Annotated in this window: 21 protein-coding genes; all 21 read left to right on the top strand. The window is 63.2% G+C overall.

What is annotated here, in order from left to right; translation table 11 throughout:
- The first annotated feature begins 102 nt into the window (after positions 1-102).
- The 21 genes from BFD71_RS13525 to BFD71_RS13425 all read left to right on the top strand — a co-directional run bounded on the left by BFD71_RS13525 (position 103) and on the right by BFD71_RS13425 (position 22897).
- Complete coding sequence (locus tag BFD71_RS13525) at positions 103-987, top strand: branched-chain amino acid ABC transporter permease (protein WP_069264467.1); 885 nt, start codon at positions 103-105, stop codon at positions 985-987.
- Complete coding sequence (locus BFD71_RS13520) at positions 987-1958, top strand: branched-chain amino acid ABC transporter permease (RefSeq protein ID WP_069264465.1); 972 nt, start codon at positions 987-989, stop codon at positions 1956-1958. The genes BFD71_RS13525 and BFD71_RS13520 overlap by 1 nt, the downstream gene beginning before the upstream one ends.
- A 691-nt stretch (positions 1959-2649) precedes the next feature.
- Positions 2650-3816 carry an ABC transporter substrate-binding protein gene (locus BFD71_RS13515; protein WP_069264462.1) on the top strand — a complete coding sequence of 389 codons (1167 nt, stop codon included), beginning with the start codon at positions 2650-2652 and terminating at the stop codon, positions 3814-3816.
- 282 nt (positions 3817-4098) lie between these two features.
- A complete protein-coding gene (locus BFD71_RS13510; RefSeq protein WP_069264460.1) occupies positions 4099-5268 on the top strand; it encodes an ABC transporter substrate-binding protein in 1170 nt (389 codons plus the stop codon).
- 235 nt (positions 5269-5503) lie between these two features.
- Positions 5504-6559, top strand: coding sequence for a branched-chain amino acid ABC transporter permease (locus tag BFD71_RS13505; RefSeq protein ID WP_069264458.1), 1056 nt, complete (start codon positions 5504-5506; stop codon positions 6557-6559).
- Positions 6560-6563: 4 nt separating this feature from the next.
- The gene (locus BFD71_RS13500; protein ID WP_083245238.1) at positions 6564-8351 is read left to right on the top strand and encodes a branched-chain amino acid ABC transporter ATP-binding protein/permease; all 1788 of its coding nucleotides are present in this window, start codon (positions 6564-6566) and stop codon (positions 8349-8351) included.
- Entirely contained in the window at positions 8348-9097 is a 750-nt protein-coding gene (locus BFD71_RS13495) for an ABC transporter ATP-binding protein (RefSeq protein ID WP_069264457.1), read from the top strand. The genes BFD71_RS13500 and BFD71_RS13495 overlap by 4 nt, the downstream gene beginning before the upstream one ends.
- A 192-nt stretch (positions 9098-9289) precedes the next feature.
- A complete protein-coding gene (gene mnmG, locus BFD71_RS13490) occupies positions 9290-11257 on the top strand; it encodes a tRNA uridine-5-carboxymethylaminomethyl(34) synthesis enzyme MnmG (RefSeq protein ID WP_069264456.1) in 1968 nt (655 codons plus the stop codon).
- Entirely contained in the window at positions 11254-11952 is a 699-nt protein-coding gene (gene rsmG / locus BFD71_RS13485; RefSeq protein WP_069264454.1) for a 16S rRNA (guanine(527)-N(7))-methyltransferase RsmG, read from the top strand. Before mnmG ends, rsmG begins: the two co-directional genes overlap by 4 nt.
- Positions 11953-12049: 97 nt before the next feature.
- Positions 12050-12820, top strand: coding sequence for a ParA family protein (locus BFD71_RS13480; RefSeq protein ID WP_069264452.1), 771 nt, complete (start codon positions 12050-12052; stop codon positions 12818-12820).
- An 18-nt stretch (positions 12821-12838) separates the two neighbouring features.
- Positions 12839-13726, top strand: a complete 888-nt coding sequence (locus BFD71_RS13475) for a ParB/RepB/Spo0J family partition protein (RefSeq protein ID WP_042265990.1) — start codon at positions 12839-12841, stop codon at positions 13724-13726.
- Between the two features lie 52 nt (positions 13727-13778).
- Positions 13779-14927, top strand: coding sequence for an SLC13 family permease (locus BFD71_RS13470; protein WP_069264737.1), 1149 nt, complete (start codon positions 13779-13781; stop codon positions 14925-14927).
- A gap of 297 nt (positions 14928-15224) precedes the next feature.
- On the top strand, positions 15225-15818 hold the full coding sequence (locus BFD71_RS13465) for an ATP synthase subunit I (RefSeq protein ID WP_083245236.1): 594 nt from the start codon (positions 15225-15227) through the stop codon (positions 15816-15818).
- A 171-nt stretch (positions 15819-15989) separates the two neighbouring features.
- Complete coding sequence (gene atpB, locus BFD71_RS13460; RefSeq protein ID WP_069264450.1) at positions 15990-16841, top strand: F0F1 ATP synthase subunit A; 852 nt, start codon at positions 15990-15992, stop codon at positions 16839-16841.
- A 66-nt stretch (positions 16842-16907) separates the two neighbouring features.
- On the top strand, positions 16908-17177 hold the full coding sequence (atpE, locus tag BFD71_RS13455; protein WP_028203308.1) for a F0F1 ATP synthase subunit C: 270 nt from the start codon (positions 16908-16910) through the stop codon (positions 17175-17177).
- 140 nt (positions 17178-17317) lie between these two features.
- Positions 17318-17788: a F0F1 ATP synthase subunit B gene (locus tag BFD71_RS13450; protein WP_028213229.1), complete on the top strand. Its 471-nt coding sequence runs from the start codon at positions 17318-17320 to the stop codon at positions 17786-17788.
- 2 nt (positions 17789-17790) lie between these two features.
- Complete coding sequence (locus BFD71_RS13445; protein WP_028203310.1) at positions 17791-18330, top strand: F0F1 ATP synthase subunit delta; 540 nt, start codon at positions 17791-17793, stop codon at positions 18328-18330.
- A 67-nt stretch (positions 18331-18397) separates the two neighbouring features.
- Positions 18398-19939: a F0F1 ATP synthase subunit alpha gene (atpA, locus tag BFD71_RS13440; RefSeq protein WP_069264448.1), complete on the top strand. Its 1542-nt coding sequence runs from the start codon at positions 18398-18400 to the stop codon at positions 19937-19939.
- An 89-nt stretch (positions 19940-20028) separates the two neighbouring features.
- Positions 20029-20910, top strand: a complete 882-nt coding sequence (gene atpG / locus BFD71_RS13435) for a F0F1 ATP synthase subunit gamma (protein WP_069264446.1) — start codon at positions 20029-20031, stop codon at positions 20908-20910.
- A gap of 87 nt (positions 20911-20997) precedes the next feature.
- Positions 20998-22392 carry a F0F1 ATP synthase subunit beta gene (gene atpD / locus BFD71_RS13430; RefSeq protein ID WP_069264444.1) on the top strand — a complete coding sequence of 465 codons (1395 nt, stop codon included), beginning with the start codon at positions 20998-21000 and terminating at the stop codon, positions 22390-22392.
- A 79-nt stretch (positions 22393-22471) separates the two neighbouring features.
- Positions 22472-22897, top strand: coding sequence for a F0F1 ATP synthase subunit epsilon (locus tag BFD71_RS13425; protein ID WP_028203314.1), 426 nt, complete (start codon positions 22472-22474; stop codon positions 22895-22897).
- Positions 22898-22988: the final 91 nt, after the last annotated feature.

Below are 22988 nucleotides of genomic sequence, written 5' to 3'. Positions count from 1 at the left end.
GCGCGTAAATGCTGCAGTCGGATGCCGCGCCCGGCGCCCCGAGGTGGGTGCGCCGGGCGCGGCATGATTGCGTAATCCGTTAATGCATTCATGGCGGCTCTCATGACGATTTTTGGCATTCCGCTTCCGGCAATGCTGAGCCAGTTGCTGCTCGGGCTCGTGAACGGCTCGTTCTACGCGATCCTGAGCCTCGGTCTCGCGGTGATCTTCGGCATGCTCAACGTGATCAACTTCGCCCACGGCGCGTTGTTCATGCTGGGCGCGATGCTCACGTGGATGGGGCTCGCGTACTTCGATCTGCCGTACTGGGCGATGCTCGTCGTCGCTCCACTCGTGGTCGGCCTGTTCGGCGTCGTGATCGAGCGCTCCATGCTGCGCTGGCTTTATAAGCTCGATCATCTGTACGGACTCCTGCTCACTTTCGGCCTCACGCTCGTGGTGGAGGGCGTGTTCCGCTCGATCTACGGCTCGTCGGGGCAGCCCTATGATGTGCCCGACCTGCTCGCCGGCGCGACCAATCTCGGCTTCATGTATTTGCCCAACTACCGCGCCTGGGTGGTGGTGGCTTCGCTTGCCGTGTGTTTCGCGACCTGGTTCGTGATCGAAAAAACACGCCTTGGCGCGTATCTGCGCGCGGGCACGGAGAACCCCAAGCTCGTCGAGGCGTTCGGCATCAACGTGCCGCTCATGATCACGCTCACCTACGGCTTCGGCGTCGCACTCGCGGCGTTTGCGGGCGTGCTCGCCGCGCCCGTGATCCAGGTCTCGCCGCTCATGGGCCAGCCGATGATCATCACTGTGTTCGCCGTGGTCGTGATCGGCGGCATGGGCTCGATCATGGGCTCGATCCTCACAGGCCTCATGCTCGGCGTGATCGAAGGCTTCACGCGGGTGTTCTGGCCCGAGGCCTCCGCGACTGTGGTGTTCGTAATCATGGCGATCGTGCTGCTGATTCGCCCCGCTGGTCTCTTCGGCAAGGAACGATGATGCAAAGAAAAGCGCTCTATGGTTTGTTGCTGATCGGGCTGATCGTCGCGCCGTTCGCCGGCGCCTATCCGCTCTTCGTGATGAAGGTGCTCTGCTTCGCCCTGTTCGCCGCGGCGTTCAACCTGCTGATCGGCTACACGGGCCTGCTTTCGTTCGGCCATGCGATGTTTCTCGCGAGCGCGGGCTACACGGCAGGCTACGCGATCCAGTCGCTCAACTTCACGCCCGAGGTGGGCGTGCTCGCGGGCACGGCGGTGGCCACCGTCCTCGGGCTCGTGGTAGGCATTTTCGCGATTCGCCGGCAGGGCATCTACTTCTCCATGGTCACGCTCGCGCTCGCGCAAATGGTCTACTTCGTGTTCCTGCAGGCGCCGTTCACGCACGGCGAAGACGGTCTGCAAGGCGTGCCGCGCGGCAAGCTGTTCGGCGTGCTTTCGCTCGGTTCCGATCTCTCGCTCTACTACGTCGTGCTCGTCGTGATGGTGCTCGCGTTCGGTCTGATCGTGCGCATCGTGCATTCGCCGTTCGGGCAGGTACTCGTGGCGATCAAGGAGAACGAGCCGCGCGCCGTCTCGCTCGGCTACGACACCGACCGCTTCAAGCTGCTCGCGTTCGTGTTGTCGGCGGGGCTCGCGGGTCTGGCCGGCGCGCTCAAGGTGCTCGTACTCGGCTTCGAGACGCTCGGCGACGCGTACTGGACCATGTCCGGCCTCGTGATCCTCATGACGCTCGTGGGCGGCATGGGCACGCTGTTCGGGCCGCTGCTCGGCGCGACGCTGATCGTCGCGCTGGAGGACCGGCTGGGCGACATCGGCACGGCGCTCGCGAGAGGGACGGGCGTGGAGTGGTTCCGCTCACTCGGTGAGTCCACAACGATCGTCACAGGGATCATCTTCATTGCCTGCGTGCTGGCGTTCCGGCGCGGCATAGTCGGCGAGGTCGTGGCGCGCGTGCGGCCCTTGCGCGCTTGACGAACTGGCGTGCCAGGACTGCTCTGCACTGCGATAGAATGATCGCCGGTCGGCGCGAGCTGGCATAGCCCGCGCAAGGACGTCGCGCTGCGGCATCCCGCAGCGCCCCGTTGTGCGACAAACCTGTGGCGCCACGCCCCATTTCGGTGCCGCACTGCACCACTAGGGTAAATGCTAGTTGCTGCAGAGGGGGGTGAAGTTTAAAGTTGCGCTTAGTTCTGATGCACCGAATTTGCAGGTGGAGAACGAGGAGACAACTGAGGCACCAAGTGCCCGGACAAGGAAGCGCTGTTGGATGAGAGTCCAACAGCGCTTTTTATATTTCTACGCCTGTTTTCAACGGCGAGCCGATTATCTTTTTTCCGCTGCGAGGCATGCGAGTTACGCACCTTCGTACGCACCGATTATCCCTTCCCGTATTACGCAAACCAGGCCGCGCGGCAGCACTTTGCCCACTGCACAAGCGTTTGCGCATTACGCAAAAGGCGCGCGCAATCCTGCTCACTGTAAGCAGATGGAAAGCGCTTGCCATCCGAATACGCAGACCGCTACACTCGCCAATCACCGACCATGCGGTCAGCATTTTTGCGTTGATTTCCCGCAGACGATTATCGGTTGGACTATGAGGTGATCGGCCGCGGTGCGCCACAAATCCGTAGCAATAAAGAAAATGAATATAGAAGGAGTGGAGATGCAGTTGGTTTTGCGTTGGATGGGCGCGGCTTGCGTCGCGACCGGGGTGCTCGCGGCGACGGCCGGCGGGGCGTATGCAGATGTGAAGATCGGAGTGACGCTGTCGGCGACGGGGCCGGCTGCCTCGCTCGGGATTCCGGAAAAGAACACGGTTGCGCTGCTGCCGAAGGAAATCGCGGGCCAGAAAGTCGATTACATCGTGCTCGACGACGCCACCGATTCCACCCAGGCGGTGAAGAACGCGCGCAAGCTCACGAGCGAAGATCACGTCGACGCCTTGATCGGCTCGACTGTCGTGCCGAACTCGCTCGCCATGATCGACGTGGCCGCGGAAACGTCCACGCCGATGATCTCGATGGCCGCAGCGGCATCCATCGTCGAACCGATGGAGGCCAAGCGCTCGTGGGTCTTCAAGACGCCGCAGAACGACGCGCTGATGGCCGGCGCCATCGCGCAGCACATGGCCGCGCACGGCGTGAAGACGGTGGCCTTCATCGGCTTCGCAGACGCCTATGGCGAGAGCTGGTACAAGGAATTCAGCGCGGCCGCTTCGAAACAGAACATCAAGGTCGTCGCGAACGAACGCTTCGCGCGTAACGATGCCTCGGTCACGGGCCAGGTGCTCAAGATGATCTCGCAGCACCCCGACGCGGTGCTCATCGCGGGTGCGGGCACGCCGGCCGCGCTGCCGCAGAAAACGCTCAAGGAGCGCGGCTACGCGGGCAAGTACTACCAGACCCACGGCGTGGCCAACAACGACTTCCTGCGCGTGTGCGGCAAGGACTGCGACGGCACATACCTACCGGCAGGGCCGCTGCTCGTCGCCGATCAATTGCCTGACTCGAATCCCGTGAAGCAATCGGCGCTTGCGTACAAGGCCGCGTATGAAAAGGCCTATGGCGCAGGCTCGATTTCGACGTTCGGCGGTCACGCGTGGGACGCGGGCCTCCTGCTCCAGCACGCGATTCCGGTCGCGCTGAAAGCGGGTCAGCCGGGCTCGAAGGCCTTCCGCGAAGCGCTGCGCGCCGCGCTTGAAAACTCGCACGACGTGGCAGGCGCGCACGGCATCTTCACCATGAGCGCGACGGACCACGCGGGTCTCGACCAGCGTGCCCGCGTGATGGTGGAGATCGTCGGCGGCAAGTGGAAACTCGCCGGCGATTGAGCGCCGGTTGAATGACGCACGAAACACGAAAAAGGCACGCTCGATCGAGGTGCCTTTTTTGTTGCCGTGACAACGGCTTTGCAGCAGTAGGGGAGCAGGCGACAAAGCGGAGAGCGCACCCTGGCGCGCGGCGGCTTGTGCGGCGTCGCAGGCAGGGAAAACCATGCATTACACGCGCGATCCCGATTACTACACTCAAAGGCCGGCGCCGATTCACGAACATCCTAGTAATCGGCGCAGGATCAATCGACAACACGCAGACCAAGCGTTTGGAGACGCGCAATGAAAACGAAGAAGTGGGTATTGAGCTCGATTAGTGCCGGACTCGCAGCGGCGCTGATGGGCACGGCGGGCATCGCCGCCGCGCAGGTGAAGATTGGCGTGACGCTTTCGGCAACGGGGCCGGCCGCGTCGCTCGGTATTCCCGAGAAGAACACCATCGCGTTGCTGCCCAAGGAGATCGCGGGCAAGAGCGTGCAGTACATCGTGCTCGACGACGCCTCGGACACGAGCAAGGCCGTGCAGAACACGCACAAGCTGATCGACGAAGACCACGTGGACGCCATCATCGGCTCGTCGGTCACGCCGAACTCGCTCGCCATGCTCGACGTCGTCGCGCAGGGCAAGACGCCGATGATCTCGCTCGCCGCATCCGCCGCGATCGTCGAGCCGATCGACGCGAAGCGTCAGTGGGCCTTCAAGACGCCGCAGAACGACAGCCTGATGGCCGACGCGCTCGCGAGCTACATGGAGAAGCAGGGCGTGAAGACGGTGGGCTTCATCGGCTTCACCGACGCCTACGGCGACAGCTGGCTCAAGGAGTTCACCAGCGCGGCCGGCAAGCACAACCTCAAGATCGTGGCGAACGAGCGCTATAACCGCACCGACTCGTCGGTGACGGGCCAGGCCCTCAAGCTGATGTCGGCGAACCCCGATGCGATCCTGATCGCCGGTTCCGGCACGCCCGCGGCGCTGCCCGCGACCACGCTCAAGGATCGCGGCTACAAGGGCAAGATCTATCAGACGCACGGCGTGGCGAATAACGACTTCCTGCGCGTCTGCGGCAAGGATTGCGAAGGCGAGCTGCTGCCCGCAGGCCCGATTCTCGTGGCCGACCAGTTGCCCGATTCGAACCCCGTGAAGAAGTCGGCACTGGCCTACAAGACGGCCTATGAGAAGGCCTATGGCGTTGGCACGGTGGCGACCTTCGGCGGTCATGCATGGGACGCCGGCCAGTTGCTCCAGCGCGCGATTCCGGTCGCGCTGAAGGCGGGCCAGCCGGGCACCGAGGCGTTCCGCGTGGCGCTGCGCGCCGCGCTCGAAAACTCGCAGGACGCGGCGGGCGCGCACGGCATCTTCAACATGAGCTCGACGGATCATGCGGGCCTCGACCAGCGCGCACGCGTGATCGTCGAGATCGTCAACAACAAGTGGAAGCTGCAGAGCGAATAACGTGCGGCGCACGGGAAAGCGCAGTGCGTTTTCCCGTGGAACACGCGCGCGCGTTACAGCGTCATTCTGGCCACTGAGAATCACGTACGAGCATGACCGGTGCGCAGCTCCGTTGCTGCGCACCGGCTTTTCACAGCCGAAGGCCGAACCGCGCCTTCGGCGGTTCTTTCCCGCATTGCCGTTTTTCGACGCCGCTGTTTTTCCAGGTTCCAGAAGGTTTCAGGAAGAGGGGAGTATGGATTTATCGATCGCCGCGATCCTCGCGCAGGACGGCATCACCACCGGTGCGATCTATGCGCTGCTAGCGCTCGCCCTGGTGCTGGTGTTTTCCGTGACGCGGGTGATCTTCATTCCGCAGGGCGAATTCGTTTCATATGGCGCGCTCACGCTCGCCGCGCTGCAATCGCAGAAGTTTCCGGCCACCTGCTGGCTGCTCGTCGCGCTCGGTGCGGCGTGCTTCCTGGTCGAGACCGCCGGGCTCGTGCGTCACGCCGAACGGCGGCGCCACGCGGCGCGCACGCTCGTGACGCTTGCCGGCAAGTATCTGCTCTTTCCCATCGCGCTCTATGCGGTCACGCGCGGCGTAGCGAGCCAGCAGTTGCCGATGCTCGTACAGATCGCGCTCACGCTTGCGATCGTGGTGCCGATGGGGCCGTTCATCTATCGCCTCGCCTATGAGCCCATCGCCGAGGCGACCACGCTGCTGCTGCTGATCGTAGCGGTGGCCGTGCACTTCGCGATGGTGGGCCTCGGGCTCGTGATGTTCGGCGCGGAAGGCTCGCGCACGAACGCGTTCTCCGACGCCACGTTCAACATCGGCAGCCTGTCGATCTCGGGCCAAAGCCTCTGGGTGATCGGCACGGCCGCCGTGTTGATCGTCGCGCTGTATCTCTATTTCGATCGCACGATCTCGGGCAAGGCGCTGCGCGCGACCTCGGTGAACCGGCTCGGCGCGCGCCTCGTCGGCATCGGCACCACGCAGGCCGGGCGGCTCGCGTTCACGCTCGCCGCGGGCCTCGGCGCGCTGTGCGGCATCCTCGTCTCGCCGCTCACCACCATCTACTACGACTCGGGCTTTCTGATCGGCCTCAAGGGCTTCGTAGGCGCCATTATCGGCGGCCTGGTGAGCTATCCGCTGGCTGCGGCAGGGTCCGTGCTCGTGGGCCTGCTGGAGTCTTACTCGTCGTTCTGGGCGAGCTCTTACAAGGAAGTGATCGTGTTCACGCTGATCATCCCCGTGCTGCTGTGGCGCTCGCTCTCGACGCCGCACGCCGAAGAGGAAGAGGAGTGACGCGATGAAACGATTCGTCATGCACAACCGCTTCTTCTGGCTGTTCCTCGTGGTGATGTTCGCGTTGCCCGTACTGCCGCATCCGGTGCACGTGCCCGAGTACTGGATCACGCTGCTCAACTACATCGGCCTGTATTCGATCGTCGCGATCGGGCTCGTGCTGCTCACCGGCATCGGCGGGATGACGAGCTTCGGGCAGGCCGCGTTCGTCGGGCTCGGGGCTTACGCGACTGCTTATCTGACGACGCAGTACGGCGTTTCGCCCTGGTTGGCACTCATCGTCGGCGTGGTGATCACGGCGCTCGTGGCGCTCGTTCTGGGGCTCGTCACGATGCGTCTGTCGGGCCACTTCCTGCCGCTCGGCACGATCGCCTGGGGCCTCGCGCTGTTCTTCCTGTTTGGCAACCTCGACATGCTCGGCAAGTACGACGGCATCAACGGCATTCCCGTGCTGAACGTGCTGGGCATCGACCTCGAATCGGGCCGCCATATCTACTACCTAATCTGGGTCGTGGTGCTTGCGTCCGTGGTGTCCGTTCAGAATCTGCTTAATAGCCGCATGGGGCGCGCGATTCGCGCGCTGCGCGGCGGCGGCATGATGGCCGAGGCCATGGGCGTGAACACCGGCTGGATGCGTGTGGTGATCTTCGTCTATGCGGCCGTGCTCGCAGCCGTTTCGGGCTTCCTGTACGCGCACTTGCAGCGCGCGGTGAACCCGACGCCGTTCGGTCTGAATCACGGCATCGAATATCTCTTCATGGCCGTGGTGGGCGGCGTGGCGCACGTCTGGGGCGCAGTGCTGGGCGCGGCGATTCTCACCGTGCTGCAGGACTGGCTGCAAACCCTGCTGCCGAAGCTGCTTGGCGAGAACGGCAACTTCGAGATCATCGTGTTCGGCATTCTGATGGTGCTGCTGCTGCAATACGCGCGGCGCGGCGTCTGGCCATTCGTGGCGCGCTTCTTCCCGCGTGGTCCGCAGGCACATGTGCCCGAGCATGCCGAGGCTTTGCCGCAGCGCAGCAAGCCGGCCACCGGCGAAATGCTGCTGACGGTGAACAAGGCGCGCAAGCAGTTCGGCGGTCTCGTGGCGGTGAACGACGTGAGCTTCGAAGTGAAGGCGGGGCAGATCATCGGCCTGATCGGTCCCAACGGTGCGGGCAAGTCGACGACCTTCAATCTCGTGACCGGCGTGCTTCAGCCGACCAGCGGTGAGATCACGTTCCGCGGCGAGCGCATCGACCGCCTCACTTCACGTGAAATCGTCGCGCGCGGTATTGGCCGCACGTTCCAGCACGTCAAGCTGCTGCCGACGATGACGGTGCTCGAGAACGTCGCCATCGGTGCGCATCTGCGGGGTCACGCGGGCGTGCTGCGCAGCGTGGCCAAACTCAATGCCACGGAAGAGGGCAGGCTCATGAGCGAGGCCGCAAAGCAGATCCGTCGCGTGGGCCTCGAACAGCATATGTATGACGAAGCGGGCAGCCTCGCGCTCGGTCAGCAACGCATCCTCGAGATCGCCCGCGCGCTGTGCTGCGATCCGACCTTGCTGCTGCTCGACGAGCCTGCGGCTGGCCTGCGTTACAAGGAAAAGCAACAGTTGGCGGCATTGCTGCGCAAGCTGAGAGAAGACGGGATGAGCGTGCTGCTGGTCGAACACGACATGGATTTCGTGATGAATCTCACCGACCGCCTCGTGGTGATGGAGTTCGGCACGCGTATCGCGGAAGGTTTGCCGCAAGAGGTGCAGAAGGATCCGGCCGTTCTGGAAGCGTATCTGGGCGGGGTGGAATGATGACGACTCCCGTACTGGAAGTTTCCGGACTCGCCGTTCGCTACGGCAAGATCGAGGCGCTGCACAAGGCGGCGATCAGGGTGGGCGCGGGGCAGATCGTCTCCGTGATCGGTCCCAACGGCGCGGGCAAGTCCACGCTGCTCAACGCCATCATGGGCGCGCTGCCCGTGACGGGACATGCGAGCGGCCGCATCGCTTATATGGGCGAGGAGATCGGCGCGCTGCCGATCGAGCGGCGCGTGGCGCGCGGCATGTGTCTCGTGCCGGAAAAGCGCGAGTTGTTCGCCTCGATGACGGTGGAGGACAACCTCGTGCTCGGCGCGTATCGCCGCAAGCGCGCCGGTGAGCGTAATTTCCTCGACCAGCTCGAACCCGTTTTCACGCTGTTTCCGCGCTTGAAAGAACGCCGCGCACAGGCGGCAGGTACGCTCTCGGGCGGCGAGCGCCAGATGCTCGCAGTCGGCCGCGCATTGATGGGCAAGCCCGATCTGCTGATGCTCGACGAGCCGAGCCTCGGTCTCGCACCGCTGATCGTGAAGGAAATCTTCCACATCATCAGCGCGCTGCGGCAAACGGGCGTCGCGACGCTGCTCATCGAGCAGAACGCCCGCGCTGCACTGCAGATTTCCGACTACGGCTACGTGCTGGAAACTGGCGACCTGGCGCTAGAAGGACCGGCGGGGGCGTTGGCGCAGAACCCGCGCGTGATCGAAACGTATCTCGGGTTGGCGAAGAAACCGGTCTGACTTCGTCTATCGCTGTAGAAATGAGCGGCGTGTTTCACGTGAAACACGCCGCTTTTTTTTGTTCAACGCCGGCGCGTCTGGGGAACAAAATTCGGGTGTGAACGGCCGAAAACCCGAAACCGTTATAATTCGCGCATACCACTTTTCCGAGAAGGCTCACGCGGTCGTTTCGTCCTTGCGTGAGGTCCCGCCATGCTTTATCCCACAGAGTTTGACGTAATCGTCGTCGGCGGCGGTCACGCCGGAACCGAGGCTGCGCTTGCCGCCGCCCGCATGGGCGTCAAGACGCTCCTGCTCACGCACAACATCGAAACGCTTGGCCAGATGAGCTGCAATCCGTCGATTGGCGGCATCGGCAAGGGCCATCTTGTCAAGGAAGTCGATGCGCTCGGCGGCGCCATGGCCGCTGCGACGGACGAGGGCGGGATCCAGTTCCGCATTCTCAATTCGTCCAAGGGCCCGGCGGTTCGGGCGACGCGCGCGCAGGCCGACCGCATTCTTTATAAGGCGGCGATCCGGCGACGTCTCGAGAATCAGCCGAATCTGTGGCTGTTCCAGCAGGCTGTGGAAGACCTGATGGTCGAAGGCGATCGCGTCGTAGGCGCCGTCACGCAGGTGGGCATCCGCTTCCGCAGCCGTGCAGTCGTGCTAACGGCGGGGACTTTCCTCGACGGCAAGATCCACGTGGGCCTGAACAACTACACGGGCGGCCGCGCTGGCGATCCCGCTGCCGTGACGCTCTCGTCGCGCCTGAAGGAGCTGAAGCTGCCGCAGGGCCGTCTCAAGACGGGCACGCCGCCGCGTATCGACGGCCGCACGATCGACTTTTCGGTGCTCGAAGAGCAGCCCGGTGACCTCGATCCGGTGCCAGTGTTCTCGTTTCTTGGCCGCGCGGAACAGCATCCGCGTCAGATTCCGTGCTGGGTCACGCACACGAACGAGCGCACCCACGACATCATTCGCGGCGGTCTCGACCGCTCGCCGATGTACACGGGCGTGATCGAAGGGGTAGGGCCGCGCTATTGCCCGTCCATCGAGGACAAGATTCATCGCTTCGCGTCCAAGGAATCGCACCAGATCTTCCTCGAACCGGAAGGCCTGACGACGAACGAGTTCTACCCGAACGGCATCTCCACGAGTCTGCCGTTCGATGTGCAGCTCGAGCTCGTGCACTCGATGCGCGGCCTCGAGCACGCGCACATCCTGCGTCCGGGCTACGCGATCGAATACGACTATTTCGACCCGCGCGGCCTCAAGGCTTCGCTCGAAACCAAGGTGATCAACGGCCTGTTTTTTGCGGGCCAGATCAACGGCACGACGGGCTATGAAGAAGCGGCAGCACAAGGCTTGCTCGCCGGAATGAACGCAGGCCTCCAGGTGCAGGGCAAGGACGCATGGTGCCCGCGCCGCGATCAGGCGTACCTTGGCGTGCTGGTCGACGATCTGGTGACGCGTGGCGTTTCCGAGCCGTATCGCATGTTCACGAGCCGAGCCGAATACCGCTTGAGCCTGCGTGAAGACAATGCGGATATGCGCCTGACGGAGATCGGCCGCGAACTGGGCGTGATTGACGACGTCCGTTGGGACGCCTTCTCCCGTAAGCGTGATGCTGTTTCACGTGAAACAGAGCGTCTGAAGTCGACGTGGGTGAACCCCAAGACGCTTTCGGCGGAAGAAGCGACGGCATTGCTCGGCAAGGCGATTGACCGCGAATACAACCTCGCGGACCTGCTGCGCCGCCCGGGCGTGACCTATGACGGCGTGTGCGGTCTGCGCGAAGGCGCTTGCGCGCCGGAAACCCCGCTCGCCGACGATGAAGTTTTGCGAGCCCAGATCAAGGAACAGATCGAAATCGGCATCAAATATCAGGGCTATATCGATCGCCAAGCCGACGAGATCGAACGCAACGGCGCGCAGGATAATACCCGTCTGCCTGAAGGCATCGATTACGCGGAAGTGCGTGGCCTGTCGTTCGAGGCGCGCCAGAAGCTGAGCCAGTTCCGCCCTGAAACGATCGGCCAGGCGTCGCGCATTTCGGGCATTACGCCCGCCGCGATTTCGTTGCTGATGGTTCACCTCAAGCGTGGCCTTGGCCGCCGTCGCCAGAATCCGGGTGCTGCAGACGAAAGCGGCCCCGACTCGACGCCGGTGGCGCAATGACGGGGCGCTCGAGGCAACCCGGCATTGCGGACCGCGACGCGCTCGCTCGTCTGCTGAAAGAGGGCGCTCAGGCGCTTGGCGTCGAACTCACCGAGCGGCAGCACGAGCAGTTGCTCGACTACGTTGCGCTGCTCGCCAAGTGGAACGCCGTGTACAACCTCACGGCGATTCGCGATCCGCGCCAGATGCTGATCCAGCACATTCTCGATTCGCTCTCGATCGTGCCGCACCTGCCGGCGCGCGCCGACGCAACGGTGCTCGATGTCGGCTCCGGCGGCGGACTGCCCGGCATCGTGCTCGCGATCGTGCGTCCGGACTGGCAGGTCACGCTCAACGATATCGTGCAGAAGAAGTCGGCGTTCCAGTCGCAGGCGAAGGCTGAACTCGGACTCGCGAACCTCTCGGTGGTGACCGGCCGGGTCGAATCGCTGCGTCCCGGCATCGAAGTATCGAAAAAATTCGATTTGATCGTGTCTCGGGCATTCGCGGATCTCGCCGATTTCGTTACACTGGCCCGTCATCTCGTTGCCGAGGGTGGCGCGATCTGGGCCATGAAGGGTGTGCACCCCGAAGGCGAGATCGAGCGTCTGCCGGCCGGAACCCGGGCGCTGAACACGATCCGCCTGAGCGTGCCGATGCTCGATGCGGAGCGCCACTTGATCGAAGTGTCGGTTGAGTCGGTCGCCGCGGCCTGAGCCGATCCGGCGATGGCCAATCGGCCGAAAGGTGCGCGAAGCAGTTGCGTCATAACGTAAGCAAACTACTTAAGGCAGTAAAAGGGACACACGAAAGATGGCAAAAATCTTCTGCGTTGCGAACCAGAAGGGCGGCGTCGGCAAGACGACGACAACGGTCAATCTCGCCGCGAGCCTCGCATCGCAGGGACAACGTGTCCTTCTCATCGACCTCGACCCGCAGGGCAACGCCACGATGGGCAGCGGCATCGACAAGGCCGCGTGCGAGAACACGGTCTACGAGGTGCTCGTCGACGGTGTCACGGTGAACGCTGCGCGCACGCGACCGGAACAGGTCGGTTACGACGTCCTGCCGGCCAACCGCGAGCTGGCCGGCGCCGAGGTGGAACTCGTGACGGTCGAGCAGCGCGAGCGGCGCCTGAAGGCCGCGCTCGCCGAAGTCGACGCCGATTACGACTTCGTCCTCATCGATTGCCCGCCGGCGCTTTCGCTGCTCACGCTCAACGGCCTGTGCGCCGCCCATGGCGTGGTGATCCCGATGCAGTGCGAATACTTCGCGCTCGAAGGTCTTTCGGATCTCATCAATACGATCAAGCAGGTCCACGCGAACATGAATCGCGACCTGAAGGTGATCGGCCTTCTGCGCGTGATGTTCGATCCGCGCATTACGTTGCAGCAGCAGGTTTCCGAGCAGTTGAAAGAGCACTTCGGCGACAAGGTCTTCGACGCCGTGATCCCGCGCAACGTCCGCCTCGCTGAAGCTCCGAGCTACGGCTTGCCGGGTGTGGTGTTCGATCGCGCCTCGCGCGGCGCACAGGCCTATGTGCAGTTCGGCGCGGAAATGATCGAGCGCGTGCGCGCACTCTGACGAGACTGGGGAAGCACGATGAATGCAGTAGCACGGAAGAAGGGGCTGGGCCGGGGGCTGGAAGCATTGCTCGGCGGCAGCGCGGACATCACCGAGGCGGTGAAGATCGACGGCGCGCCTAACACGCTGCCGCTCACGCAGATGCAGGCCGGCAAGTATCAGCCGCGCACGCGCATGGACGAGGGCGCGCTCCAGGAGCTGGCCGCGAGCATTCGCGCGCAGGGTCTGATGCAGCCGATTCTCGTGCGCCCGGTTGCGACGGGGCGCTATGAAATCATCGCGGGCGAGCGACGCTTCCGTGCTGCGCACATCGCTGGCCTCACCGAAGTGCCGGTGCTCGTGAAGGATGTGCCCGACCAGGCCGCCGCCGCCATGGCACTGATCGAGAACATCCAGCGCGAGGACCTGAATCCGCTGGAAGAGGCGCAGGGCATCCAGCGCCTGCTCGACGAGTTCAGCTTCACGCACGAGCAGGCGGCCGAGTCGGTGGGACGCTCGCGCAGCGCGGTGTCGAACCTGCTGCGTTTGCTCAATCTCGCGGCGCCCGTGCAGACCATGCTGCTGGCCGGCGACCTCGACATGGGCCACGCCCGTGCGCTGCTCGCCGTGGACGCGGCCACGCAGATCACGCTGGCGAACCAGGTGGTCAACAAGCGGATGTCGGTGCGTGAAACGGAGAAGCTCGTTTCGGCCACCACGAAGGCCGCACCGGCAGTCAAGGCGAAGGCCGCGCACGATGGCGGGCGCGACACGCGCCGCCTCGAAGAGGAATTGTCGGACCTGCTCGCCGCATCGGTGAAGATCAAGCTCGGCCGACGCGGACGAGGGCAGCTCACGGTCGACTTCGGCGACCTCGATGCGCTCGACGGCATCCTGCTGCGCCTGCGCGGCGAAACGGCCGCGTGATGGGCGCGATGCACGTCGCCACGGCAAACGCGCGCGCCGGCGCATAAATCCGGTGCGCGAATCGGAGCAGGGGGCGCCTGAGCCCTTGAGCCTGTTGCGCCGCATCGGCGCATTCGCCGTTTCGGAGCCGGTGCTCGCGATCCTCATCGTGGCGTTCGTGGCGTTGCAGATTTACGCACCTCGTCCCATCGCCTCGCTGCCCGCACTTGTCGACTGGCAAACGGTGATGACCCTCGCGGGTCTGCTCATTCTGACGAAGGGTATCGAATATTCAGGACTGCTGACCTGGCTCGCGCACAAGCTCGTCCACTACATTCACTCGGAGCGCGGGCTCGCGTTGCTGCTCGTCGCGCTGGCCGCGGTGCTGGCGATGATCGTGACCAACGATGTGGCGCTTTTCGTCGTGGTGCCGCTCGTGCTGTCGCTGCACAAGCTCACGCCGCTGCCGCTCAAGCGCCTCGTGATCGTCATCGCGCTTGCCGTGAACGCGGGGTCGGTGCTCACGCCGCTCGGCAACCCGCAGAACCTGTTTCTCTGGCAGGTGAGCGGGGTATCGTTCGGACGCTTCGTCGTGGGGCTCGCACCGCTTTGCGCGTTGCTCATGGCGATGCTCATCCTGCTCACAGCGTTTCTTTTCAAGACCGTACCGCTCGATCTCTCGAAAGACGCCGCGCCGCAGCGCGTCGACCGGGCGCTTGCGAGCGTGGCGGCTGTGCTCTTCGTCGCGTTCGTGCTGCTCGCCGATGCGCACCACGCAGGCGTTGCACTTGCCGCCGTCGCCGCGGGCTTTGTGATCTGGCGAATTCGCATCGTGCTCAAGATCGACTGGCTGCTGCTGCTGATCTTCGTGCTGATGTTCATCGTCCTGCGCAGCGTGGCCGCGCTGCCCGCCATCCATCACGCGCTGACGTCACTGTCGCTGCAAACGCCGATGCGCGCTTTTGCCGCAGGGGCGGTGCTGTCGCAAGTGATTAGCAATGTTCCGGCCGCCATTGTGCTCGCGGGTTTCACGCACGACTGGCGCGCGCTCGCGTTCGGCGTGAGCGTGGGGGGCTTCGGGGTGGCCATCGGCTCGCTGGCGAACCTCATCGCCGTGCGTCTGTCCGGCCAGCGCGGCGTGTGGTTGCTGTTTCACCTGGTCGCTGTGCCGTTCTGGATCGCGGCCTTTTTGGGCGGCGCGCTGCTGCTGCATCTGTTCTGACGGCACCCCGTCCCACATCCTGGCGCATAGCCCGGATTGCGCGCCAGATGGGCTCGAAATTACCTGGTCATCCTGATGATTGCGCTTTGCCTGCTGCATCCCTTACAGTTACCGGTCACACCCTCGCGGCGCGGAGTTTTCCGCATCATGAAGTCGCATTTCACGGGTGTTATTGAAGGGCCTAAAGTCTTGAATTGCCTGCAACTATCGCTTACAATCGCCCGGATTTATTTGGTTGGCGATGCCGTAAGTACGCTGTAATAAAACGCGTGCAAGGCGAATTTCCGGAATAAAGCGATGGTGGGTCAGAGGCCAGACGAAGCGCCGCAGGCGCATGAAGGGCCCGATGTACCGCCGGGCGCAGCCGGAGCATCCAGCCGGGGGCAGGATGCAGCGGCAAGAACTTCCGGACGCGTTGTATCCAAAGCGGATCACAACGCGCGCTGGGATGAACTGGACGCCAGCCAGCAAGATAACAACGACATCGTTCCGCTCACCCGGGCCGAAGCCGAGCAAATTTTCGGCGCACAGGTGAGTCGCCCATCGCGCGTCACGCCGTTTCGTGTCGTCGCGGCGCAAGTGGTTTTGTCCCTGGTTGCAACGTTGGCGTGGTGGCTGTTTTATAAGCCGCCGGGCAGTGCTGCGTTGTCGGCCTTCCTGGGCGGAGCGATCTGCTGGTTACCCGGTGCGCTGTTCGCGGCGCGCCTGAAGCAGTTGAGCAGGGCGGGCACCGTATTTAACTGGATGCTCGGTGAAGCCTTCAAGATGGGGGCGACGATTGCGATGTTCGTCGCCATCGCGTTCTGGTATCACGACGTGCTGTGGATTCCGCTGCTCGTCACGTACCTGATCGCACTAAAGACATACTGGATCGCGCTCGCGTGGCGCTGACCCGCCAACATCGCGCCGCCTCAAGTCAGGGCGTCGAAGCGATGACGGTGGAAGTTAGCTGGCCGATGCGAAGCAGATAAGACACGATCCACGGCGGCGCGTTCCCGCAATACAGTATTGCGGCGGGAACGGCCGAAAACGATTTTCGACAATTTGGGTGGCTCTAACGATATGGCAGCTAGCGAAGGAACGAGCGGACCGGGTCCGTCCGAGTACATTGCTCACCACTTGCAGAACTTTGCGACCTCGCACCAGACGTCGATCGTCGACTTCAGCGTCTGGAACATCGACACGCTGTTCTGGTCGATTCTGTGCGGCGTAGTGACGATCCTCATCCTGCGCCTCGCTGCGCGCAAGGCGACCCCGGGCGTACCGGGCCGCTTCCAGTGCGCCATCGAAATGCTGGTAGAGATGGTCGAGGACCAGTCCAAGTCCATCGTCCATGGCAACCGCGCATTCATCGCACCGCTCGCGCTGACCGTGTTCATCTGGGTCGCGCTCATGAACTCCCTCGACTTCATTCCCGTCGACCTGCCCACGCGCGTGATCGGCTGGCTCGGCCTGTCCGAAGCGCTGCCGCACCAGCGCATCGTCCCGACTGCCGACCTCAACGGCACGTTCGGCATCGCGCTCGGCGTGTTCGTGCTGATGATTTACTACAACCTCAAGATCAAGGGTCCTGGCGGCTTCGCACACGAACTGCTCTCGGCCCCGTTCGGCGCGCATCCGCTGCTGTGGATCCCGAACCTTGCACTGAACATCATCGAGTTCGTCGCCAAGACGGTTTCGCTCGCCCTGCGGTTGTTCGGCAACATGTATGCAGGCGAGCTGCTGTTCCTGCTGATCGCGCTGCTGGGCGGTCTGTGGAGCTTCGGCGCGGACACGACGGTGCTTGGCTTCATCGGCCACGTGATTGCGGGCAGCGTCTGGGCGATCTTCCACATTCTGATCGTTCTGCTGCAGGCGTTCATTTTCATGATGCTGACGCTGGTGTACATCGGCCAGGCACACGACAAGCACTAAGTGCTCGTCAAACCAGATTTGCAGTTTTAAATCCCCAGTTCCAGAAAATCTCAATAAGGAGTGATCATGCAAGCTTTCATCGCCAACATCCAGGGTTTCACGGCCATCGGTATCGGCATCATCATCGGCCTGGGTGCAATCGGCGCCTGTATCGGTATCGGCCTGATGGGCGGCAAGTACATCGAAGCCTGCGCACGTCAGCCTGAACTGATGAACCCGCTGCAGACGAAGATGTTCCTGCTGGCTGGTCTGATCGATGCAGCGTTCCTGATTGGCGTTGGTGTTGCAATGCTGTTCGCGTTCGCTAACCCGCTGCTCTCGAAGCTCGCGGGCTAAGTTCCCTGGAAGGTTGCGCCTGACCTATAACGGGTAGTGGGCGCATGGCGGAACGGGAGACGAGGCGCTGATCGAGTTTCACAACCGATGAGCGCCTTGCCGTTTCAATTCCCCGGAATAGCAACGATTAAGGAAACACCGTGAATCTCAACGCAACCCTGTTTGCGCAAATGGTCGTGTTCCTGATCCTCGCGTGGTTCACGATGAAGTTCGTGTGGCCGCCGTTGATCAACGCCCTCGACGAGCGCTCGAAGAAGATCGCAGACGGCCTCGCCGCTGCGGAAAAGGGCAAGGCGGAACTCGAAGCGGCGCACAAGCGCGTCGGCGAAGAGCTCGCTACGGCCCGTAACGAGGGTCAAAGCCGTATCGCCGACGCTGAAAAGCGCGCACTGGCGGTCGCAGAAGAAATCAAGGCCCAGGCACACGCCGAAGCGGCGCGCATCATCGCTCAGGCGAAGGCCGACGCCGACCAGCAGGTGGTCAAGGCACGCGAAGCCCTGCGCGCCGAAGTCGCCGCCCTCGCCGTGCAAGGCGCCGAGCAGATCCTGAAGCGCGAAGTCGATCAGTCGGCCCACGCCGAACTGCTGAATCAACTGAAAGCCGAGCTCTGATCATGGCCGAACTTGCAACCATCGCCCGCCCGTACGCAGAAGCATTGTTTGGCGTGGCCGAAGCTGGTGACACCGCCGCCTGGTCCACGCTCGTTTCGGAGCTGGCACAGGTTGCGGCCTTGCCCGAGGTGCAGTCGGTCGCGACGAGCCCGAAGGTGAGCCATGCCCAGGTCGCCGAGCTGCTGCTCGCGGCGGTGAAGTCGCCGGTCAAGGAATCGGCCGAGGTGAAGAACCTCGTGCAGATGCTGATCGAGAATCATCGCCTGGCACTGCTGCCGGAAATCCAGACGCAGTTCGAAGCGCTCAAGAACGCCAAGGCAGGTGCTGCTGACGCAGTGATCGTCAGCGCGTTCCCGCTCGAAGGCGCCCAGTTGAACGACCTCGTCGCCAGCCTCGAACGCAAGTTCAAATGCAAGCTGAAGCCGACCGTCGAGATCGACAACTCGCTCATCGGCGGCGTGCGCGTCACGGTCGGCGACGAAGTGCTCGATACCTCGGTCCGCGCGCGGCTCGCCAGCATGCAGGCGGCGTTGACCGCCTGAGCGCCTCGATTCCAGTAATCGGGCGCGGCGGCTGGCACGCAACAGAATTGAACATCAGGAGCGAATAATGCAACTCAATCCCTCTGAGATCAGCGAGCTGATCAAGAGCCGGATCCAGGGCCTTGAAGCGAGCGCAGACGTTCGCAATCAGGGCACCGTGATCTCCGTGACCGACGGTATCGTGCGTATCCACGGCCTGTCGGACGTGATGCAGGGCGAAATGCTCGAATTCCCGGGCAATACCTTCGGCCTCGCGCTGAACCTCGAGCGCGACTCGGTCGGCGCCGTGATTCTGGGTGAGTACGAGCACATCTCGGAAGGCGACATCGTCAAGACGACGGGCCGCATTCTCGAAGTGCCGGTTGGCCCCGAACTGATCGGCCGCGTGGTCGACCCGCTCGGCAACCCGATCGACGGCAAGGGCCCGGTCAACGCCAAGATGACCGACGCGATCGAAAAGATCGCTCCGGGCGTGATCTGGCGTGAAGGCGTGTCGCAGCCGGTGCAAACGGGTCTGAAGTCGATCGACTCGATGGTGCCGATCGGCCGTGGCCAGCGTGAGCTGATCATCGGCGACCGTCAGTGCGGCAAGACCGCGGTGGCCGTCGACACGATCATCAACCAGAAGGGCAAGGACCTCATCTGTATTTACGTCGCCATCGGTCAGAAGGCTTCGTCGATCCAGAACGTGCTGCGCAAGCTCGAAGAAACGGGCGCGATCGAATACACGATCGTCGTTGCCGCTTCGGCTTCGGAATCGGCCGCGCTGCAGTACCTCGCACCGTATGCCGGCTGCACGATGGGCGAATACTTCCGCGACCGCGGTCAAGACGCCCTGATCATCTATGACGACTTGACCAAGCAAGCCTGGGCATACCGTCAGATCTCGCTGCTGCTGCGCCGCCCGCCGGGCCGTGAAGCCTACCCCGGCGACGTGTTCTATCTCCACTCGCGTCTGCTCGAGCGCGCCGCGCGCGTGTCGGCCGACTACGTCGAGAAGTTCACGAACGGCGAAGTGAAGGGCAAGACGGGTTCGCTCACCGCACTGCCGATCATCGAAACGCAAGCCGGCGACGTGACCGCATTCGTTCCGACGAACGTGATCTCGATTACCGACGGCCAGATCTTCCTGGAAACCGACCTCTTCAACGCAGGCATCCGCCCGGCAATCAACGCCGGCGTGTCGGTGTCGCGTGTGGGTGGTGCGGCTCAAACGAAGGTCGTGAAGAAGCTGTCGGGCGGTATCCGTACCGACCTCGCGCAGTACCGTGAACTGGCTGCATTCGCCCAGTTCGCATCGGACCTCGACGAAGCGACCCGCAAGCAGCTCGAGCGCGGCCGCCGCGTGACGGAACTGCTCAAGCAGCCGCAGTATCAGCCGCTGCAAGTGTGGGAACTGGCTGTTGCGCTGTTCTCGGCGAACAACGGCTACCTCGACGATATCGACGTCAAGGACGTCCTGCCGTTCGAAAAGGGCCTGCGCGAATACCTGAAGTCGAAGCACGCTGACCTCGTCGCGCGCATCGAGGACAAGAAGGACCTGTCGAAGGACGACGAGAACGCGCTCCACGCGGCTCTCAAGGACTTCAAGAAGTCCGGCGCATATTGATCCGTCCGGGAATCAAACACGATAAACGGACTGGGACCCGGGTAAGCGCTGAATGAAGCGCTGACCCGGGTCGACAAAGGAGCAAAGCAATGGCTGGAATGAAGGAAATTCGCGGCAAGATCAAGAGCGTGCAAAACACGCGCAAGATCACCAAGGCGATGGAAATGGTCGCGGCGTCGAAAATGCGCCGTGCCCAGGAGCGCATGCGCGCCGCCCGCCCGTATGCCGACAAGGTCCGCGACATCGCTGCGCACATGAGCCGTGCGAACCCCGAGTACCGCCACCCGTTCATGGTGGAAAACACCGGTGCGAAGGTCGCAGGCGTGATTCTCGTCACGACCGACAAGGGTCTGTGCGGCGGGATGAACACCAACGTGCTGCGCGCGACGCTGCAGAAGTTCAAGGAGCTGGAAGCATCCGGCACGACGATCGAAGCAACTGCGATCGGCAGCAAGGGCCTCGGTTTCCTGAATCGTCTGCGCGCGAAGGTCGTCTCGAACGTTGTGCAACTCGGCGACACGCCGCACCTCGAAAAGCTGATCGGCGCGATCAAGGTGCAGCTCGACCAGTACTCGGAAGGCAAGCTTTCCGCCGTGTACCTCGCGTACACGCGCTTCGTCAACACGATGAAGCAGGAGCCTGTAATCGAGCAACTGCTGCCGCTGTCGGCCGAGCGTCTGGAAGCGGATGACGACGGCACGACGCCGAAGTCGGCGTGGGACTACATCTACGAGCCGGACGCGCAAACCGTCGTGGACGAACTGCTGGTGCGCTATGTCGAAGCTCTGGTCTATCAGGCCGTGGCGGAAAACATGGCTTCGGAGCAGTCGGCCCGTATGGTGGCGATGAAGGCGGCGTCGGACAACGCGAAGACGGTCATCAACGAACTGCAGCTCTCGTACAACAAGAGCCGCCAGGCCGCGATTACGAAGGAACTTTCGGAAATCGTCGGCGGCGCAGCAGCCGTTTGATCAAGCGACGAGCGCGAACCGATTGCGAAACCGCGCCGGTGTATGCCGGTGAGCGAGTGAAGAATTCAGGTATCTAAAGGAAAATCGATGAGTACAACTGCTTTGGTAGAAGGCAAGATCGTACAGTGCATCGGCGCGGTGATCGACGTGGAATTCCCGCGCGAGAGCATGCCGAAGATCTACGACGCGCTGATTCTCGAAGGGTCGGAACTGACCCTGGAAGTGCAGCAGCAGCTGGGCGACGGCGTTGTCCGCACCATCTGTCTGGGTTCGGCTGACGGCCTGCGCCGCGGCACCGTGGTCAAGAACACGGGCAACCCCATCCGCGTGCCGGTCGGCAAGCCGACCCTCGGCCGCATCATGGACGTGCTCGGCCGTCCGATCGACGAAGCTGGCCCGATCGTGAGCGAAACGACGCGCTCGATCCACCAGAAGGCTCCGGCGTTCGACGAGCTGTCGCCGTCGGCGGAACTGCTCGAAACCGGCATCAAGGTTATCGACCTGATCTGCCCGTTCGCAAAGGGCGGCAAGGTCGGTCTGTTCGGTGGTGCTGGCGTGGGCAAGACCGTCAACATGATGGAGCTCATCAACAACATCGCCAAGGAACACGGTGGTTTCTCCGTGTTTGCGGGCGTGGGCGAGCGTACCCGTGAGGGCAACGACTTCTACCACGAAATGAAGGACTCGAACGTTCTCGACAAGGTCGCGCTGGTGTACGGCCAGATGAACGAGCCGCCGGGCAACCGTCTGCGCGTCGCGCTGACCGGTCTGACGATGGCCGAGCACTTCCGCGACGAAGGCCTCGACGTGCTGTTCTTCGTCGACAACATCTACCGTTTCACGCTGGCTGGCACCGAAGTGTCGGCACTGCTCGGCCGTATGCCGTCGGCAGTGGGCTATCAGCCGACGCTGGCTGAAGAAATGGGCAAGCTGCAAGAGCGCATCACGTCGACCAAGAAGGGCTCGATTACGTCGGTTCAGGCCGTGTACGTCCCTGCGGACGACTTGACCGACCCGTCGCCGGCTACGACCTTCGGCCACCTGGACGCAACCGTCGTGCTGTCGCGTGACATCGCCTCGCTGGGTATCTACCCGGCAGTCGACCCGCTCGACTCGACCTCGCGCCAGATCGACCCGAACGTGATCGGCGAAGAGCACTACTCGATCACGCGCGGCGTGCAGCAAACGCTGCAGCGCTACAAGGAACTGCGCGACATCATCGCGATTCTGGGCATGGACGAACTGTCGCCGGAAGACAAGCTGACGGTGGCCCGCGCTCGCAAGATCCAGCGTTTCCTGTCGCAGCCGTTCCACGTCGCGGAAGTCTTCACGGGCTCGCCGGGCAAGTACGTGCCGCTGAAGGAAACGATTCGCGGCTTCAAGATGATCGTTGACGGCGAATGCGATCACCTGCCGGAGCAGGCGTTCTACATGGTCGGCACGATCGACGAAGCCTTCGAAAAGGCCAAGAAGATCCAGTAAGGGTTAGTTGCCGAAGTGCGGATAAGTCGCGCGACTTATCCGCCACAGCAGCCAATTAATCCCCAAGGAGTCGACACATATGGCAGCAACCATCAAGGTAGACGTCGTCAGCGCCGAAGAGAGCATCTTCGACGGCCAGGCGAAGTTCGTCGCGCTTCCGGGCGAGGCGGGCGAGCTGGGCATTCTGCCGGGGCACACGCCGCTCATCACGCGTATTCGTCCGGGCGCAGTGCGCATCGTGGCGGAAGACGGCGGTGAAGAGTTCGTGTTCGTCGCCGGCGGCATTCTCGAAGTGCAGCCGGGCGCCGTCACGGTGCTCGCCGACACCGCGATCCGCGGCAAGGATCTCGACGAGGCGAAGGCTACGGAAGCGCGCAAGCGCGCTGAAGAGACGCTGCAGAACGCCGGCTCGAACCTCGAGTACGCCACCGCCCAGGCTGAACTGGCCTACGCGGTCGCGCAGCTCGCGGCGATCCAGCGCCTGCGCAAGATGAACCAGCACTAATGGGTTCTCGTACGCGCCCCCTCGTGGGGCCGCGTTCGAAGCAAAAAAGGGCTCCCCGGTTGGGGAGCCCTTTTTGCATGTGCGCGCCCGT

Origin of the sequence: Paraburkholderia nodosa, from assembly GCF_001718195.1 — a bacterium.
In the GTDB taxonomy this organism is placed as follows: domain Bacteria; phylum Pseudomonadota; class Gammaproteobacteria; order Burkholderiales; family Burkholderiaceae; genus Paraburkholderia; species Paraburkholderia nodosa_A.
This window is presented reverse-complemented; position numbering and strand designations above follow the sequence as displayed.

Excerpts from the sequence above, each read along its gene's own strand:
- BFD71_RS13525 (WP_069264467.1), top strand. The coding sequence starts at position 103 with ATGACGATTTTTGGCATTCCGCTTCCGGCAATGCTGAGCCAGTTGCTG.
- BFD71_RS13520 (WP_069264465.1), top strand. The coding sequence starts at position 987 with ATGCAAAGAAAAGCGCTCTATGGTTTGTTGCTGATCGGGCTGATCGTC.
- BFD71_RS13515 (WP_069264462.1), top strand. The coding sequence starts at position 2,650 with ATGCAGTTGGTTTTGCGTTGGATGGGCGCGGCTTGCGTCGCGACCGGG.
- BFD71_RS13510 (WP_069264460.1), top strand. The coding sequence starts at position 4,099 with ATGAAAACGAAGAAGTGGGTATTGAGCTCGATTAGTGCCGGACTCGCA.
- BFD71_RS13505 (WP_069264458.1), top strand. The coding sequence starts at position 5,504 with ATGGATTTATCGATCGCCGCGATCCTCGCGCAGGACGGCATCACCACC.
- BFD71_RS13500 (WP_083245238.1), top strand. The coding sequence starts at position 6,564 with ATGAAACGATTCGTCATGCACAACCGCTTCTTCTGGCTGTTCCTCGTG.
- BFD71_RS13495 (WP_069264457.1), top strand. The coding sequence starts at position 8,348 with ATGATGACGACTCCCGTACTGGAAGTTTCCGGACTCGCCGTTCGCTAC.
- mnmG (WP_069264456.1), top strand. The coding sequence starts at position 9,290 with ATGCTTTATCCCACAGAGTTTGACGTAATCGTCGTCGGCGGCGGTCAC.
- rsmG (WP_069264454.1), top strand. The coding sequence starts at position 11,254 with ATGACGGGGCGCTCGAGGCAACCCGGCATTGCGGACCGCGACGCGCTC.
- BFD71_RS13480 (WP_069264452.1), top strand. The coding sequence starts at position 12,050 with ATGGCAAAAATCTTCTGCGTTGCGAACCAGAAGGGCGGCGTCGGCAAG.
- BFD71_RS13475 (WP_042265990.1), top strand. The coding sequence starts at position 12,839 with ATGAATGCAGTAGCACGGAAGAAGGGGCTGGGCCGGGGGCTGGAAGCA.
- BFD71_RS13465 (WP_083245236.1), top strand. The coding sequence starts at position 15,225 with ATGGTGGGTCAGAGGCCAGACGAAGCGCCGCAGGCGCATGAAGGGCCC.
- atpB (WP_069264450.1), top strand. The coding sequence starts at position 15,990 with ATGGCAGCTAGCGAAGGAACGAGCGGACCGGGTCCGTCCGAGTACATT.
- atpE (WP_028203308.1), top strand. The coding sequence starts at position 16,908 with ATGCAAGCTTTCATCGCCAACATCCAGGGTTTCACGGCCATCGGTATC.
- BFD71_RS13445 (WP_028203310.1), top strand. The coding sequence starts at position 17,791 with ATGGCCGAACTTGCAACCATCGCCCGCCCGTACGCAGAAGCATTGTTT.
- atpA (WP_069264448.1), top strand. The coding sequence starts at position 18,398 with ATGCAACTCAATCCCTCTGAGATCAGCGAGCTGATCAAGAGCCGGATC.
- atpG (WP_069264446.1), top strand. The coding sequence starts at position 20,029 with ATGGCTGGAATGAAGGAAATTCGCGGCAAGATCAAGAGCGTGCAAAAC.
- atpD (WP_069264444.1), top strand. The coding sequence starts at position 20,998 with ATGAGTACAACTGCTTTGGTAGAAGGCAAGATCGTACAGTGCATCGGC.
- BFD71_RS13425 (WP_028203314.1), top strand. The coding sequence starts at position 22,472 with ATGGCAGCAACCATCAAGGTAGACGTCGTCAGCGCCGAAGAGAGCATC.